15 protein-coding genes and 1 pseudogene are annotated in these 15,831 nt (G+C 70.7%); 12 read left to right on the top strand and 4 right to left on the bottom strand.

The window, feature by feature from the left end; genetic code table 11:
* Positions 1–29: 29 nt before the first annotated feature.
* Positions 30–1,178 (bottom strand): MFS transporter, encoded by a 1,149-nt coding sequence (locus ABTZ89_RS22195; protein WP_351047695.1) that lies wholly within the window; start codon positions 1,176–1,178, stop codon positions 30–32.
* Positions 1,171–1,926 (bottom strand): DeoR/GlpR family DNA-binding transcription regulator, encoded by a 756-nt coding sequence (locus tag ABTZ89_RS22190; RefSeq protein WP_351047692.1) that lies wholly within the window; start codon positions 1,924–1,926, stop codon positions 1,171–1,173. Before ABTZ89_RS22190 ends, ABTZ89_RS22195 begins: the two co-directional genes overlap by 8 nt.
* A 147-nt stretch (positions 1,927–2,073) precedes the next feature.
* Between ABTZ89_RS22190 and ABTZ89_RS22185 the strand changes: the two genes are divergently transcribed.
* Both ABTZ89_RS22185 and ABTZ89_RS22180 read left to right on the top strand, forming a co-directional pair.
* Positions 2,074–3,096 carry a beta/alpha barrel domain-containing protein gene (locus ABTZ89_RS22185; RefSeq protein WP_270950163.1) on the top strand — a complete coding sequence of 341 codons (1,023 nt, stop codon included), beginning with the start codon at positions 2,074–2,076 and terminating at the stop codon, positions 3,094–3,096.
* Positions 3,097–3,227: 131 nt separating this feature from the next.
* On the top strand, positions 3,228–4,307 hold the full coding sequence (locus ABTZ89_RS22180) for a glycoside hydrolase family 172 protein (protein WP_351047690.1): 1,080 nt from the start codon (positions 3,228–3,230) through the stop codon (positions 4,305–4,307).
* 10 nt (positions 4,308–4,317) lie between these two features.
* Here the strand turns inward: ABTZ89_RS22180 and ABTZ89_RS22175 are convergent, their stop codons facing one another.
* Entirely contained in the window at positions 4,318–5,247 is a 930-nt protein-coding gene (locus tag ABTZ89_RS22175) for an MBL fold metallo-hydrolase (RefSeq protein WP_351047688.1), read from the bottom strand.
* Between the two features lie 144 nt (positions 5,248–5,391).
* Here ABTZ89_RS22175 and uvrC point away from each other — a divergent pair, with 144 nt between their 5' ends.
* The 9 genes and pseudogenes from uvrC (at position 5,392) to ABTZ89_RS22130 (ending at position 14,436) form a co-directional block, all read left to right on the top strand.
* Positions 5,392–7,383 carry an excinuclease ABC subunit UvrC gene (gene uvrC / locus ABTZ89_RS22170; RefSeq protein WP_351047685.1) on the top strand — a complete coding sequence of 664 codons (1,992 nt, stop codon included), beginning with the start codon at positions 5,392–5,394 and terminating at the stop codon, positions 7,381–7,383.
* Positions 7,376–8,251 carry an RNase adapter RapZ gene (gene rapZ / locus ABTZ89_RS22165; RefSeq protein WP_270950167.1) on the top strand — a complete coding sequence of 292 codons (876 nt, stop codon included), beginning with the start codon at positions 7,376–7,378 and terminating at the stop codon, positions 8,249–8,251. The genes uvrC and rapZ overlap by 8 nt, the downstream gene beginning before the upstream one ends.
* Positions 8,248–9,216, top strand: a complete 969-nt coding sequence (locus ABTZ89_RS22160) for a gluconeogenesis factor YvcK family protein (protein ID WP_270950168.1) — start codon at positions 8,248–8,250, stop codon at positions 9,214–9,216. Before rapZ ends, ABTZ89_RS22160 begins: the two co-directional genes overlap by 4 nt.
* A complete protein-coding gene (whiA, locus tag ABTZ89_RS22155) occupies positions 9,207–10,193 on the top strand; it encodes a DNA-binding protein WhiA (RefSeq protein ID WP_270950169.1) in 987 nt (328 codons plus the stop codon). Before ABTZ89_RS22160 ends, whiA begins: the two co-directional genes overlap by 10 nt.
* A gap of 328 nt (positions 10,194–10,521) precedes the next feature.
* The gene (gene gap, locus ABTZ89_RS22150) at positions 10,522–11,532 is read left to right on the top strand and encodes a type I glyceraldehyde-3-phosphate dehydrogenase (protein WP_351047679.1); all 1,011 of its coding nucleotides are present in this window, start codon (positions 10,522–10,524) and stop codon (positions 11,530–11,532) included.
* A gap of 78 nt (positions 11,533–11,610) precedes the next feature.
* Positions 11,611–12,812: pseudogene (locus tag ABTZ89_RS22145) on the top strand (phosphoglycerate kinase).
* A 2-nt stretch (positions 12,813–12,814) separates the two neighbouring features.
* Complete coding sequence (tpiA, locus tag ABTZ89_RS22140; protein WP_351047676.1) at positions 12,815–13,600, top strand: triose-phosphate isomerase; 786 nt, start codon at positions 12,815–12,817, stop codon at positions 13,598–13,600.
* Between the two features lie 202 nt (positions 13,601–13,802).
* On the top strand, positions 13,803–14,036 hold the full coding sequence (secG, locus tag ABTZ89_RS22135; protein WP_093155681.1) for a preprotein translocase subunit SecG: 234 nt from the start codon (positions 13,803–13,805) through the stop codon (positions 14,034–14,036).
* Positions 14,037–14,091: 55 nt separating this feature from the next.
* On the top strand, positions 14,092–14,436 hold the full coding sequence (locus tag ABTZ89_RS22130) for an RNA polymerase-binding protein RbpA (RefSeq protein ID WP_270950173.1): 345 nt from the start codon (positions 14,092–14,094) through the stop codon (positions 14,434–14,436).
* Between the two features lie 50 nt (positions 14,437–14,486).
* Here the strand turns inward: ABTZ89_RS22130 and ABTZ89_RS22125 are convergent, their stop codons facing one another.
* Positions 14,487–14,969 (bottom strand): MarR family winged helix-turn-helix transcriptional regulator, encoded by a 483-nt coding sequence (locus ABTZ89_RS22125; protein WP_351047672.1) that lies wholly within the window; start codon positions 14,967–14,969, stop codon positions 14,487–14,489.
* 26 nt (positions 14,970–14,995) lie between these two features.
* On the opposite strand from ABTZ89_RS22125, the gene ABTZ89_RS22120 reads away from it, so the two are divergent.
* Positions 14,996–15,742: an alpha/beta fold hydrolase gene (locus ABTZ89_RS22120; RefSeq protein WP_351047669.1), complete on the top strand. Its 747-nt coding sequence runs from the start codon at positions 14,996–14,998 to the stop codon at positions 15,740–15,742.
* Positions 15,743–15,831: the final 89 nt, after the last annotated feature.

The following is a 15,831-nucleotide window of genomic DNA, read 5'->3' as shown; positions in this document are numbered from 1 at the left end:
CCCACACCCCCCCCCCCACCACGACCGGATCAGCGGGGGCGGACCGCCGGGGCGGAGAGCGCGACCAGCAGGGCCAGGGCGGCTGGGACCGCGAGGCCGATGCTCAGGTCGGTCCAGCTGGAGATCATGCCGATCACCACCGGTCCGGCCAGCAGACCGCCGTAGCCGAGGGTGCTGACCTGCGCCAGGTCCCGGCCGCTGCGGCTGGGGTCGCGGTTGCCCGCCGCGTTGAAGACCTGCGGGATGATGCACGACAGCCCGATGCCGAACAGCGCGAAGCCGATGATCGCCGCCACCGGGTGGTGCAGCAGCAGCCCGATCCCCAGGCCGGTTCCGGCGATCGCGCCGCAGCAGCGGACCAGCACCACCGGGCCGAGGCGGGCGACCAGGAAATCGCCCAGGAAGCGGAAGACGGCCATCATCGCGGAGAACACCGCGTAACCGATCGCCGCGACCGCCGGGGTGGTCTCCAGCACGTCGTGCAGGTACAGCGGCGACCAGTCGGCCATCGACCCCTCGCCGACCGAGCAGAAGAACGCCAGGACGCCGAGGAACACGATGCCCGGCGAAATCCCGCGCCGCTGCGGCGAAGTGCTGCTCTGCACGGGGATTTCACGGGGGAGGAGCTCGCGCCGGGCCAGCAGCGAAACCGCGGCGAGCGCTGCGGCGGCGAGCGCGAAGTGCGTGCCGACCCCGATCGACGCGTGCGCGGCCAGCGCTCCGACGCCGGCGCCGAGCAGTCCGCCGACGCTGAACATCGCGTGGAAGGTGCTCACGATCGGCTGCCCGTAGCTGCGCTGCACCTGCATCGCGTGGGTGTTCATGGCGACGTCGACGGTGCCGTGCCCGGCGCCGAACGCCAGCAGGCCGATCAGCAGGACTGGCAGGTCGGTGGCGAAACCCGGCAGCAGCAGGCTCGCCGACATCGCCAGCCCGGCCGGACCCAGCACCCGCGCGCTGCCGAACCGGTCGACGAGGTGCCCGACGGCCTGCATCGCCAGCACCGAACCGGCCGCGACCGCGAACAGCGCCAGCGTCACCTGCCAGTCGTCCAGCCCGAGGTCCTGCTTGATCGCCGGGATCCGCGCGGTCCAGGTGCCCAGCGCCGCGCCGGTGATCGTGAAGTACGCCGTGACGGCCCACCGCGCCCGCTGCGGGACCACGATCGCCTCAGACAACGCGGACCTCCACTCCGGCCGCCGCCAGTTCAGCGCGTGCTTCCTCCGGTGCGGAGGAGTCGGTGACGACCACGTCGAGATCGGTGACCGGGCAGACCAGTCCCAGACCGGTGCGGGCGAACTTCGCCCCGTGGCAGACCGCGACGACGCGCTGCGCGGCCTCCACCGCGGCCTGCTTCACCGGCACCTCCTCCAGGTCGTGCGCGGTCAGGCCGTGCTTGGCGGACAGCCCGCACACGCCGAGGACCGTGGTGTCCACCCGCAGCGCGCGCAGCGAGGCCTCCGCGAGGTGGCCGGTGAACGACAGCTCGCCCGGCTTCGCGCGCCCGCCCGGCAGCAGCAGGTCCACCTGCGGGACGTTGCTCAGCGCGTTCGCCGCGTGCATGTCCAGCGGGATCGCGGTCAGGCGGCGGTGCGCGAGCCGCTTGGCGACCTCCAGCGTCGTGGTGCCGGAGTCGAGGATCACCGATTCGCAGTCGGTGATCAGCTCGTCGACCGCGGCGGCCAACCGCTGCTTGGTCGCCAGCTCGTCGCGCTCGCGCAGCGGGAACGGCGCCGAGTGGCCGCGCAGGAAGCTCACCGCGCCGCCGCGCACCCGGCGCAGGACGCCCTGCTCGGCGAGCTGGTCGAGGTCGCGGCGGATGGTCATCTCCGAGCAGCCGGTCGCCTCGGCCAGCTCGGCGACCGTGACGCGCTCGGCCAGCCGCAGCCGTTCGACGATGATCGATGTGCGTTCCGAACTTTCCACGGTTTCGATCGAACATCAGACATGTGCGAAATGCAAGACAACGAACAGAGCATGTGATCGAGCCCGCTGGGGTGGGTGGCGGTGAATGGGGGACAATGGACGTCGACGCTGCGACGCGCAGGTCGTCGACGCCGTAGGAGGAAGATCGTGAGCGTGGCCCAGGAGCGCAACCTTCGATTGGTGCGAGACGTCCCGGCCGAAGCCGGCGTTCGGCTCGGCGACATCAGACTGCGCAACCGCCTGGTGACCTCGTCCAGCCTGCTCGGCTACGGCGTGGCCAACGCCAAGGTGATGGCCTACGGCATGAGCCCGATCTCGCACTTCGTCCCGCTGGAGCGGTTCGGCGCGATCACCACCCGCACGGTCACCGTCGAACCCCGCGAAGGGCACTTCACCACCAAGGACGACTGGGCGCTCAACGAGCTGCCCGCGCTGCTCAAGCGCTACGGGCAGGCGCTGCGGCAGGTCGACGGCGGCTGGCTCAACGCCTTCGGCTGGTGCAACGTCGGCATCGACGCCTACCTGCGCGACTACTACCCGCGCACCCGCGAGCAGAACACCATCATCTCCGTCGGCGGGTTCTCCGCCGAGGAGTTCGTGACCCTGGTGGACAAGGTCAACGCCGCGGTGCCTGCCGGCGACATCGCCGCGGTCGAGTTCAACGTCTCCTGCCACAACGTCAACTTCGACTTCGACCAGATCATCGAGTCGGTGCTGGCCGAGGCGGTGCCGCGCAGCAACCACCCGGTGATCCTGAAGCTCTCGCCGGACTACGGCTACACCGCCCACGCCAAGCTGGCGGCCAAGCACGGCGTGTCCGCGCTGACCGCGATCAACACCGTCAAGGGCCTGCGGCTGGACCCGAACACCGGGCAGCCGCTGCTGAAGAACGGCTTCGGCGGCCTGTCCGGGCGCGCGATCAAGCCGATCGGCCTGCGGGTGGTCAAGGAGCTGCGCGACTCGGGCGTGACCCTGCCGATCATCGCCACCGGCGGCATCCGCAGCTTCGACGACTGCCGCGAGTACTTCTGGGCGGGCGCCGACGCGGTGAGCCTCGGCAGCGCCAGCTGGTTCGCCAGCTACCCGGGCTACGCGCTCTCGCCGTTCTACGGGGCTCGCATCCGGAACGTGCTGCGCCGCATCGAGAACTACCAGCCGCCGACCCGCTGAGGACCAGGTGAACGACGCCCCCGGCCGGGGGCGTCTTCGCGTTCCACAGCACTGGTTCGGATGAACGCGGGCGGACCTTTCCCCGTGGTAAGAAGTGATCAGGGGCACACATCACTTCTGGGGAGGAAGCCTTGGCTGGTTACGGCGATCACGGCAGCAGTCTGCGGGACCTGCCCCGGTTGCGGGCGACGCGGCGCGGCCGGGTGTCGAGCTGGGACCGCACCGGGGGCAACACCGACAACGTCCGCGTCGAGCCGGGGCAGACCCGCGAGCTGGCCGACATCCGCGGCCCCGGCGTGATCACGCACATCTGGTGCACGGTGGCGCTGGACCACGTGGGCAAGCCCGCCGAGCTGGAGGGCGACTACCTGCGGCGACTGGTCCTCAAGATCACCTGGGACGACCAGTCGCAGCCGGCCGTGCTGGTGCCGCTGGGGGACTTCTTCGGCATGGGCCACGGGCGCAGCGCCAACTTCGTGTCCGCGCCGCTGCAGATGAGCCCGCAGGACGGCAAGGGCTTCAACTGCTGGTTCGCGATGCCCTTCGCCGGGCGCGCCCGCATCGAGCTGATCAGCGAGCTCAGCGTCAAACCGGTGACGTTCTACTACTACGTCGACTACGAGACCTACACCGAGGCCGACCCGGAACTGGGCTACTTCCACGCGCAGTGGCGGCGGCAGAACCCGACCGACGGCGTCGAGCAGGGCGACCAGACCAACGAGGAATTCCTCTTCGGCGGCACCAACATCGGCGGCGAGGGCAACTACAAGATCCTGGAGGCCCAGGGGCGCGGGCACTACGTCGGCACCGTGCTCAACGTGCACAACCTCCGCCACACCACCGACTGGAACTGGTACGGCGAAGGCGACGACATGTTCTTCATCGACGGCGAACCGTGGCCCCCGCGGCTGCACGGCACCGGCACCGAGGACTACTTCAACACCGCGTGGTGCCCGGCCCAGACCTACCACGCGCCCTACCACGGCCTGACCATGCCGGGCGGGGAGAACTGGAGCGGCCAGGTCTCCTACTACCGGTTCCACGTCGAAGATCCGGTGGTGTTCGACGAGTCCATCGTGGTCAGCATCGAGCACGGCCACGCCAACAAGCGCTCCGACGACGTCTCCTCGGTCGCCTACTGGTACCAAACCCTCCCCGCGCTCCCGATCGCCCTCGCCCCGGTCGAAGAGCGCATCCCGCGCCCGCTGTAGCCCGGCGGGGTCAGACGGCGCAGCGGAGGGGACCTCCGTTGTACGTGACCGCGTCGGTGAAGGCTGCGGCCAGGTCCAGGTCGGTGCCGTCGGCTTCGGCGTAGGCGCGGTGGAGGTTGAGGACGATCCGCTCGGGGTCCGGCCAGGTCGCGAACTCGCCGAGGTCGCAGCGCTTCGCCGCTTCCAGCGGGGTCAGGCCGTCGGTGCGGGCTTGGCGGGCCGTGTCGAGGACGAACCTGTAGTAGCGGGCGTGGTTCTCGAGGATGCGGGGGAGCGACAGACCGGGGAAGACCGGGCCGTGGCCCGGGACCACGGTCCTCGCGCGGAACCCGGCCAGCCAGTCGAGGGATTTCAGCGCGCCTTCCAGGGATCCCATGAACACCAGCGGGGTCACGCCGTGGAAGATCAGGTCGCCGGTGAACAGGACCTCGGCGTCCGGGACCCAGGCCACGACGTCGCCGCGGGTGTGCGCGGGATGGCCGGGGTGGTGCAGCTCGACCCGGCGCCCGCCCGCGTGCAGGGTGAGCGATTCCTCCAGCGTCACCGTCGGAGCGCGGTGCTCGGCGATGCCCCACCGCGGCGTCGGGCTCCAGACCGGAGGCGGGTTCTGGAGCATCGTGTCGTCGAGGATGCCGTCGCGGGTCGCCGGGTGTCCGATGAGGACGGTGGACTCCGGGAGCAGGGCGTTGCCGTGCGTGTGATCGCCGTGCAGGTGGGTGTTCACCGCGAACCGGATCGGCAGGTCCCCACCGGCAGCCTGCACGGCGTCGAGGAAGCGCTGCGTGCGTTGCGCCGTCGCGCAGGTGTCGATCAGCACTGCTGCGTCGTCGCCGAACACCGCACCGGCGTTGTTGATCCACCAGCTGCCGTCCGGCTGGACCCAGGCGTGCACTCCGGGGGCGACCTCGGACAGCGCCGCGCGATCGGGATCGGTTCTCACGGCTGACCTCCCAGCTGCTGCGGGAGGCGCGCGGCCTCCCGGGCCGATCATCGTCGTGGATCACCAGTGTGCCTCGCCGCGCGACCGGGTGGAGCGCCGCGCACCGAGATCCGCGCGGTCGGACCTCGCACGTAGGGTGGTGGTGTGGCCGATCCGTCCACCTACCGACCCGCACCCGGCACGATCCCGGACGCCCCCGGCGTCTACCGGTTCCACGACGCCGGTGGCCGCGTGATCTACGTCGGCAAGGCGAAGAGCCTGCGCAGCAGGCTGTCGTCGTACTTCGCCGACCTGGCCGGGCTGCACCCGCGCACCCGCCAGATGGTCACCACCGCCACCGGGGTGCAGTGGACCGTCGTCGGCACCGAGGTCGAGGCGCTGCAGCTGGAGTACTCCTGGATCAAGGAGTACGACCCGAGGTTCAACGTCCGCTACCGCGACGACAAGTCCTACCCGGTGCTGGCGGTGACGCTGCACGAGGAGTACCCGAGGCTGTTCGTCTACCGCGGCCCGCGGCGCAAGGGCGTGCGCTACTTCGGTCCCTACGCGCACGCGTGGGCCATCCGCGAGACGCTCGACCTGCTGCTGCGCGTCTTCCCGGCGCGCACCTGCTCCGCCGGGGTGTTCAAGCGGCACTCCCAGATCGGCCGCCCCTGCTTGCTCGGCTACATCGGCAAGTGCTCGGCGCCGTGCGTGGGCCGGGTCGACGCCGATGAGCACCGCGGCATCGTCGAGGACTTCTGCGACTTCCTGGCCGGCCACACCGACCAGCTGATGCGCAAGCTAGACAAGGAGATGCAGGCCGCCTCCGCCGAGCTGGAGTTCGAGCGCGCCGCCCGGCTGCGCGACGACCTGGAGGCGCTGCGGCGTGCGATGGAGAAGCAGGCGGTGGTGCTCGGCGACGGCACCGACGCCGACGTGGTCGCCTTCGCCGAGGACGAGCTGGCCGCCGCCGTGCAGGTCTTCCACATCCGCGGCGGCCGGGTGCGGGGTCAGCGGGGCTGGGTGATCGACAAGGTCGAGGAGATGGACACCGAGGCCCTGACCTCGCAGTTCCTCACCCAGTTCTACGGCGAGCAGGCTTCGCTGGCCGACCAGGCCGACGCCGGTGGCAGCCCGGTGCCGCGCGAGGTGCTGGTGCCGCAGCTGCCCGAGGACGCCGAGACGATCGCCGGCTGGCTCGGCGAGCTGCGCGGCAGCCGGGTGAGCCTGCGGGTGCCGCAGCGCGGCGACAAGCGGGCGCTGATGGAAACCGTCGAGCGCAACGCCAAGGAGGCCTTCCAGCAGTACAAGCTCCGCCGCGCCGGTGACCTGACCGCACGCTCCGCGGCGCTGCAGGAGCTCCAGGAGACGCTGGCGCTGGACACCGCGCCGCTGCGGATCGAGTGCATCGACGTCAGCCACGTGCAGGGCAGCGACGTGGTCGCCTCGCTGGTGGTGTTCGAGGACGGCGTGCCGCGCAAGTCCGAGTACCGCCGCTTCGAGGTCCGCGAAGGCGCCGAGGGCGGCGATGTGGGGTCCATCGACGAGGTGGTGCGCCGCCGCTTCCACCGCTACCTCAGCGAGACCGGCAAGGCCGAGAAACCCGAGGAGCCGCAGGTCGGGGCGGGCGTCGACCCGGAGACCGGCCGTCCGCGCAAGTTCGCCTACCCGCCGAACCTGCTGGTCATCGACGGTGGCGCCCCGCAGGCCAACGCCGCCGCCGACGCGCTCACCGAGATGGGCATCACCGACGTCGCGGTGATCGGCCTGGCCAAGCGGCTGGAGGAGGTCTGGCTGCCCGCCGACCCGGACCCGGTGATCCTGCCGCGCACCAGCGAAGCGCTCTACCTGCTGCAACGGGTCCGCGACGAGGCGCACCGCTTCGCCATCAGCTACCACCGCAAGAAGCGCGGCAAGCGCATGACAAGCTCCACATTGGACGCGATTCCGGGACTCGGCGAAACGCGCCGCACGGCGCTGCTCAAGCACTTCGGTTCGGTGCGCAAGCTGCGCCAGGCCGGGGTGGACGAGATCGCCGAGGTCCCCGGGATCGGCCGCCGCACCGCCGAGACCGTGCATTCGGCGCTGGCGGCGGACGGGGGAGCCGGGCCCGGCCCGGCGACGGAGAACGCTGAAGGGGAGAGCAGTGACTGAGGAGTCGGGCATCGAGGTCGCCGTGGTCAGCGGCCTGTCCGGGGCGGGCCGCAGCACCGCGGCCAAGTGCCTGGAGGACTTGGGCTGGTTCGTGGTGGACAACCTGCCGCCCGAGCTGATCGCCACCATGGTGGAGCTGGGGGCGCGCTCCAGCGGCGCGGTCACCCGCGTCGCGGTGGTGATGGACGTGCGCAGCCGCGCCTTCACCGAAGACCTGGGCGCGGTGATCAAGGACCTGGACGCCCGCGGCTACAAGCCGAAGGTGGTGTTCCTGGAGGCCACCGACGAGGTGCTGATCCGCCGCTTCGAGGGGGTGCGGCGCAGCCACCCGCTGCAGGGCGAGGGACGACTGGCCGACGGCATCGCCGCCGAGCGCTCGCTGCTGTCCCGGCTGCGCTCCGAGGCCGACCTGGTGCTGGACACCTCGAACCTGTCGGTGCACCAGCTGCGGTCCAAGATCGAGGACGCCTTCGGCACCGAGGCCAGCACCCGCACCCGGGTCACCGTGCTGTCCTTCGGCTACAAGTACGGCCTGCCGATGGACGCCGACCTGGTGATGGACTGCCGCTTCCTGCCGAACCCGTTCTGGATCCCGGAGCTGCGCGAGTTCAACGGCCTCGACGACGAGGTCCGCAACTACGTGCTCGGCCAGGAGGGCGCCGAGGAGTTCCTGCAGAGCTACCAGCAGCTGCTGCGCCTGGTCGGTGCCGGCTACCACCGCGAGGGCAAGCGGTACTTGACGCTGGCGCTGGGCTGCACCGGCGGCAAGCACCGCAGCGTCGCGCTGACCGAGGAACTGGCCCGCCGCCTGGCGGAGGACGACGGGATGATGGTCAAGACGGTGCACCGGGACCTGGGGCGCGAGTGAGCGGGGAGCTGCGCGCGGTCGCCCTCGGCGGCGGGCACGGGCTGCAGGCGACGCTGTCGGCGCTGCGGCAGATCACCACGGACGTCACGGCCGTGGTGACGGTGGCCGACGACGGGGGCTCGTCCGGTCGGCTGCGCCGCGAGCTCGGCATGCTGCCGCCCGGTGACCTGCGCAAGGCGCTGGCCGCGCTGTCCGACGGCGACCCCGACGGGAAGCTGTGGTCGACGGTGTTCGAGCACCGCTTCGGCGGCAGCGGCGCGCTGGCCGGGCACGCGGTGGGCAACCTCGTGCTGGCGGGGCTGCTGGAGGTGCTCGACGACCCGGTGCAGGTGCTCGACCACGCCTGCCGGCTGCTCGGCGTGCAGGGCCGCGTGCTGCCGATGTCCACCGAGCCGCTGGACATGTCCGCCGACGTCGTCGGGCTGGACGCCGACCCGGACGCGGTGCGGACCATCCGCGGCCAGGTCGCCATCGCCAGTACGCCCGGTCGGGTGAAACAGGTCAGCCTGCAGGCGAACGGCGGGACCCGCCCGGCAGCCTGTCCGGAAGCGGTCGAAGCGGTGCTGTCAGCGGACTTGGTGCTGCTCGGACCGGGTTCGTGGTTCACCAGCGTGCTGCCCCACCTGCTGGTCCCGGAGCTGCACGAAGCCCTGGTGCGCACGTCGGCGCGCCGGTTCGTGGTGCTAAACCTGGTGCCGCAGCCCGGTGAGACGGCGGGTTTCTCACCCGAGCAGCACCTGGACGTACTCTCGCAGCACGCGCCGCGGCTGCGGGTCGACGCAGTGCTGGCCGACGCGAACTCGGTCCCCACGCCGGACCGGCTGCGCGCAGCGGCGACCGAACTGGGTGCGCGGACTCTGCTGGACGAGATCGCCGCACCCGCCGTACCGGGACGGCACGACCCGGAGGCGCTCGCGGCGTGTTTGCGTGCCGCACTGGAGAGGAGGACGGACCGGTGGCGATGACCGCGGCGGTCAAGGACGAGTTGAGCCGGTTGTCGGTGACGAAGACGTGCTGCCGACGAGCTGAGGTTTCCTCGTTGCTGCGCTTCGCCGGTGGCCTGCACATCGTTGCCGGCCGGGTGGTGGTCGAGGCCGAGCTGGACAGCGGTTCCACGGCGCGCAGGCTGCGCAAGGAGATCCACGAGCTGTTCGGGCACCACTCCGACGTGCACGTGATCACCTCCGGCGGGCTGCGCAAGGGCACCCGCTACGTGGTGCGCGTGGTGCGCGACGGCGAGGGGCTGGCCCGCCAGACCGGCCTGCTGGACCCGCGCGGACGTCCGGTGCGGGGCCTGCCCGCGCACGTCGTCTCGGGCGGTGCCTGCGATTCGGAAGCGGCCTGGCGCGGCGCGTTCCTGGCGCACGGGTCGCTGACCGAACCGGGGCGCTCCTCGTCGATGGAGGTCACCTGCCCCGGCCCGGAGGCGGCGTTGGCGCTGGTCGGCGCGGCGCGGCGGATCGGCGTGGCGGCCAAGTCCCGCGAGGTGCGCGGCGCGGACCGGGTGGTGGTCCGCGACGGCGACGCGATCGGCGCGCTGCTGACCCGGCTCGGTGCGCACTCCAGCGTGCTGTCCTGGGAGGAGCGGCGGATGCGCCGCGAGGTCCGGGCCACCGCGAACCGGCTGGCCAACTTCGACGACGCGAACCTGCGCCGCTCGGCCCGCGCGGCGGTCGCGGCGGCGGCCCGGGTGGAGCGGGCGCTGGAGCTGCTCGGCCCGACGGCGCCGGACCACCTGCTGGTCGCGGGCCGGCTGCGGCTGGCGCACCGGCAGGCCTCGCTGGAGGAGCTCGGTCAGCTGGCCGACCCGCCGATGACCAAGGACGCGGTGGCCGGCCGGATCCGGCGGCTGCTGGCGATGGCCGACAAGCGCGCCCGCGAACTGGGCCTTCCGGACACCGAATCCGCGGTCACCGCGGAGATGCTCGAAGCCGACGCCTGATCCGGCCGTCGACCGCGGATTCGACGAGAACTGCGATCGGCTCGCGGGAAATCCACAGTTCCAATTGGAACTGTGGATTTCCCGGGGTCGGCCAGAACCGGTGCAGAGATTCCGATCACGGCGAGCCGGTCCGAAAAGGTGCCGATGACCAGCGGTGATGCGGGTTTTCCCAGATCCGCGCGCGCCAGCTGGCGGGTATTGCCGATTCGCGGCGTGAGCCGCCTCGCCCGCCCGCGTGCGGTGGCCCCGATGGCAGATAGGGTGAAGTCGAGACCATCAACCTCACCCGCCGCGTCGTCGGCCGGGTCAGTCACGAGGAGAGATCGGCGTGACCGTTCGCGTAGGCATCAACGGCTTCGGTCGGATCGGGCGGAACTTCTGGCGTGCAGCTACCGCCAGCGATCACGACATCGAGATCGTGGCCGCCAACGACCTGGGCGATGTCGCGACCATGGCCCACCTGCTGAAGTACGACAGCATCCTCGGTCGCCTCGACCAGGAGGTCAAGGTCACCGGTGAGGGCCTCGAGGTGGGCGGCAAGCTCATCAAGATCCTCGCCGAGCGCGACCCGGGCAAGCTGCCGTGGGGCGACCTGGGCGTCGACGTCGTCGTGGAGTCCACCGGCTTCTTCACCAACGCCGCGGACGCCCGCAAGCACGTGGACGAGGGCGGCGCGAAGAAGGTCATCATCTCCGCCCCGGCCAAGGGCGAGGACCTGACGGTCGTGCTGGGCGTCAACGACGACAAGTACGACGGCTCGCAGACCATCATCTCCAACGCCTCGTGCACCACCAACTGCCTGGCGCCGATGGTCAAGGTCCTCGACGACGCCTTCGGCATCGAGCAGGGCCTGATGACCACCATCCACGCCTACACCGCGGACCAGAACCTGCAGGACGGCCCGCACAAGGACCTGCGCCGCGCCCGCGCCGCCGCGGTCAACGTGGTGCCGACCGGCACCGGTGCGGCCAAGGCGATCGGCCTGGTGCTGCCGGAGCTCAACGGCAAGCTGGACGGCTACGCGCTGCGCGTCCCGGTGCCGACCGGCTCCACCACCGACCTGACCGCGACCGTCCGCGGGGACGCCAGCGTCGAGTCGGTCAACGAGGCCTTCAAGGCCGCCGCCGCCGAGGGCCGGTTCAAGGGCATCCTCAAGTACAACGAGGACCCGATCGTCTCCAGCGACATCGTCACCGACCCGCACTCGACGATCTTCGACGCGCCGCTGACCAAGGTCATCGGCAACCAGGTCAAGATCGTCGGCTGGTACGACAACGAGTGGGGCTACTCCAACCGCCTGGCCGACCTCGTCGACCTGGTCGGCAAGAAGCTGGCCTGACATCTGATCCGGAGACCCGCATGAGCCGTTGGCAGAGCCTCGGCTCGTGCGGGTCTTCCCGTAGCTGAGGAGCAGAGCGTGAAGAACCTCGACGATCTGCTGTCCGAGGGCGTTCGGGGTCGGCGTGTCCTGGTGCGTGCCGACCTCAACGTGCCGCTGGACGGCGAGAAGATCACCGATGACGGCCGGGTGCGCGCCTCCCTGCCGACCATCCGGAAGCTGACCGAGGCCGGTGCCCAGGTGGTGCTCACCGCGCACCTCGGTCGCCCGAAGGGCGAGCCGGACCCGAAGTTCTCCCTGGCCCCGGTGGCCCGCCGCCTCGGCGAGCTGCTCGGCACCGACGTGCCGCTGGCCGCCGACCTGGTCGGCGACTCGGCGAAGTCCGTGGTGGCCGGGCTGACCGACGGCTCGGTGGCGCTGCTGGAGAACGTGCGCTTCGACGCCCGCGAGACCAGCAAGGACGACGCCGAGCGCGGCGCGCTGGCCGACGAGCTGGCCGCGCTGGTCGGCCCGGACGCGGCGTTCGTGTCCGACGGCTTCGGTGTCGTGCACCGCAAGCAGGCCTCGGTCTACGACGTCGCCAAGCGGCTCTCGCCCTACGCCGGTGGGCTGGTGCTCGCCGAGGTCGAGGTGCTGCGCACCCTGACCGGCGACCCGAAGCACCCCTACGCGGTGGTGCTGGGCGGCTCGAAGGTCTCGGACAAGCTCGGCGTCATCAAGGCGCTGCTGCCCAAGGTCGACAAGCTGCTCATCGGCGGCGGCATGGCCTACACCTTCCTGGCCGCGCAGGGCCACGAGGTCGGCGCCTCGCTGCTGCAGGAGGACCAGATCGAGTCCACCAAGCAGCTGCTGGCCGAGCACGGCGACAAGCTGGTGCTGCCGGTGGACGTGGTGGTCGCCGACCGCTTCGCCGCCGACGCCGACACCCAGGTCGTGGCCGCCGACGCGATCCCGGCCGGCTGGATGGGCCTGACATCGGCCCGCGCAGCGTCGAGCAGTTCGCCGGCATCCTGCGCGGGGCGGGCACGGTGTTCTGGAACGGCCCGGCCGGCGTGTTCGAGTTCCCGGCGTTCGCCGAGGGCACCCGCGGTGTCGCGCAGGCCATCGTCGACTCCGACTCGTTCAGCGTCGTCGGCGGCGGTGACTCGGCCGCCGCGGTGCGGACCCTGGGGTTGCCGGAGGACGGCTTCTCGCACATCTCCACCGGTGGCGGGGCCTCGTTGGAGTACTTGGAAGGCAAGGACCTGCCCGGTGTGGCCGTCCTGGAAGGTGAGCGCTGAACATGGCCAGGACGCCGCTGATCGCGGGCAACTGGAAGATGAACCTCAACCACCTCGAGGCCATCGCCCTGGTGCAGAAGGTCGCCTTCTCGCTGCCCGAGAAGTACTTCGCCAAGGTGGAGGTGGCGGTGCTGCCGCCGTTCACCGACATCCGCAGCGTGCAGACCCTCGTCGACGGGGACCGGCTGAAGCTCAAGTACGGCGCGCAGGACATCTCGGTGCACGAGTCCGGTGCCTACACCGGTGAGGTGTCCGGCCCGATGCTGGCCAAGCTGGGCTGCACCTACGTGGTGGTCGGCCACTCGGAGCGCCGCGAGTACCACGGCGAGACCGACGAGCTGGTCGGCAAGAAGGTCCGCGCGGTCCTGAAGAACGACATGTCGCCGATCCTGTGCGTCGGCGAGCAGCTGGACGTCCGCGAGGCGGGCGACCACGTCGAGCACTGCACGACGCAGCTGATCAACGCGCTCAAGGGCCTCAAGGCCGAGCAGATCAGCAAGGTCGTCGTGGCCTACGAGCCGGTCTGGGCGATCGGCACCGGCAAGGTGGCCACCGCGCAGGACGCGCAGGAGGTCTGCGGCGCGATCCGCGCGGCCCTGGCCGAGAAGTACGGCAAGGAGATCGCCGACGAGGTGCGGGTGCTCTACGGCGGCTCGGTGAAGTCGAGCAACATCGGCGACCTGGTCGGGCAGGCGGACGTGGACGGCGCCCTGGTCGGCGGTGCGAGCCTCAACGGCGACGAGTTCGCCAAGCTCTCCGCGATGGCGGCCGGCGGCCCGCTTCCGTGACCCGGAGCTGGTGAAGCCCGAGGGGCGCCTTCCCACCGGGTAAAACTGGTGAAAGGCGCCCCTCGTGCGGTTTTCCCACCCTGGGGGATGCCCCTGGTGGGGCGGTGTGAGAGCGTCATCCTGGCAAACGGTGGACAGTGGTCAACTCGCTGTTGGCGGCCCGGTACGCTTGGTGGCGAACCGCTGTGCGAACGAGGACGTGATGACTCTTTTCCTGCAGATCATGTTGATCGTGACGAGTGTGCTGCTGGTGCTGCTGGTGCTGCTGCACCGGGCCAAGGGTGGTGGCCTCTCCTCGCTGTTCGGCGGCGGTATGCAGTCCAACCTGGCCGGTTCCAGCGTGGCGGAGAAGAACCTCGACCGGATGACGTTGTTCGTCATGGCGCTGTGGGTGATCTCCATCGTCGGAGTCGGCCTGTTGATCAAGATCGGTTGATCGGTCGGCACCCAGCCGGTCGACGACCCAGGGCCGCTTGGTGGGTGAGGATTGGATGACTGGTGGTAACGCCATCCGCGGCACGCGCGTGGGCTCCGGCCCGGCGGCGAGCGAGGCGGAACGGGGGGAAGCCGCACCGCGCAAGCGCGTCGACTACTGGTGCAGCAACGGGCACCACAGTCGGCCGTCGTTCGCGATGGACGCCGATGTTCCGGAGGAATGGGACTGCCCGCGCTGCGGATTGCCGGCGGGCCTGGACCAGGAGAACCCGCCTTCGGCGCGGCGCAACGAGCCGTACAAGAGCCACCTGGCGTACGTCAAGGAGCGGCGCAGCGACGAGGACGGCATGGCCATCCTGGAAGAGGCGCTGACCAAGCTCCGCGAGCGCAAGGGGCGCTGAGCTCAGCAGAACCGGGTCAGGTGAGCGATCACCTGGCCCGGTTCTTTGCGTCAACGGGAATTTTCCCCTTCGGTTTCGGGAACGGCGGCGAGCATGTGCCGCAGGACGTGCAGCGTCGTCTCGATCTCCGCGTCGGTGAGGTCGCCGCCGACCCGGCCCATCGCGTCGTGCTCGCGCCTCTGCAGCGCGTTGATGGCGGCGCGGCCCTCCTCGGTGAGCTCCACCAGCGATGAGCGGCGGTGCGCGGGGTTCGGTTTCAGCGCGACGAAGTCCTGCTCCAGCGCGTCGTTGACCATGCGCTGCACGAACTGCCGGCTCAGTTCCAGGGCGCGCGCGATCTGGGGGACCGTTTCGGCGGCGCCGGTCAGCTCGAGCCGTTCGAGGACCGCGCGGACGCCGATGGACAGGCCGTTGCGCGGGCTGTCGTGCTCGACCAGCCGCGCCACGCGGCGGTACAGGGGGCCGAGGACGGCGTAGACCTCGGCGAGTCGCGGTCCGAGCTGTTCCGGCGGAAGCGGGGAGTTGTCAACCACGGTGTCATTATGACACTTTGGTTGTCATGGACGCCATCGAATCCACGAAGATCCAGGTTCCCGACGGCGAGCTCTACGCCGAGGTGGTGGGCTCGGGCCCGCCGATCGTGCTGCTGCACGCCGGTTACCTCGGCGTGGGGATGTGGGACGAACAGCTCGAACTCGCCGAGGACCACCAGCTGATCCGCTACGAAGCGCGCTCGCACGGGCGCTCCAGCACCGCGACGCGCGACCACCACCCGTACCAGGACCTGCTGGCGGTGCTCGACCACTTCCAGCTCGAAACCGCCTCGCTGGTCGGCAATTCGATGGGCGGGGCCACCTCGCTCACCTTCGCGCTCGAGCACCCGGACCGGGTCGAGCGGATGGTGCTGTTCGGGCCGGGGGCGCCGCCGGTGGAGTTCCAGGACCCGTTCGTCCTGGAGCACCACCGCGTGCAGGAGGTCGCCAAGCAGGCGATGGACGCCGACGGGTACGTCGAAGCCCTCGTGCAGCTCGCGGTGGACGGTCCGCACCGCGAGCCGGACCAGGTCGATCCGGAGATCCGGCGGCGGTGCCGGGACATGGCGATGACGACGATCATGAACCACCACACCGCCACCGGAGGCCTCCTCGAGCTGGACGTGCGCAGCCGGCTGGAGCAGATCGCCGCGCCGACCGCGCTGGTGGTCGGCGAGCTCGAATCCACCGACCTGCACCGGATCGCCGGAGAAGCGGCGCGGCGGATGCCGAACGCGGAACTGCTCGAGTTCGCCGGCTGCGGGCACATGTGATCATCCGGGTCGGCGAGCGCAAGGTCGGCAGCGCGGACGAGCTGGTCGTGGCCGTGGACCGGTTCCAGGTCGGCGAGCGGATCCCGGTC

It is taken from the genome of Saccharopolyspora sp. NPDC002686, from assembly GCF_040295745.1.
Classification (GTDB): domain Bacteria; phylum Actinomycetota; class Actinomycetes; order Mycobacteriales; family Pseudonocardiaceae; genus Saccharopolyspora; species Saccharopolyspora oryzae.
This window is presented reverse-complemented; position numbering and strand designations above follow the sequence as displayed.

Bases quoted from the DNA above. Each gene is read 5' to 3' on its own strand.
- tpiA (WP_351047676.1), top strand. From the start codon at position 12,815: ATGGCCAGGACGCCGCTGATCGCGGGCAACTGGAAGATGAACCTCAAC.
- secG (WP_093155681.1), top strand. From the start codon at position 13,803: ATGACTCTTTTCCTGCAGATCATGTTGATCGTGACGAGTGTGCTGCTG.
- ABTZ89_RS22130 (WP_270950173.1), top strand. From the start codon at position 14,092: ATGACTGGTGGTAACGCCATCCGCGGCACGCGCGTGGGCTCCGGCCCG.
- ABTZ89_RS22120 (WP_351047669.1), top strand. From the start codon at position 14,996: ATGGACGCCATCGAATCCACGAAGATCCAGGTTCCCGACGGCGAGCTC.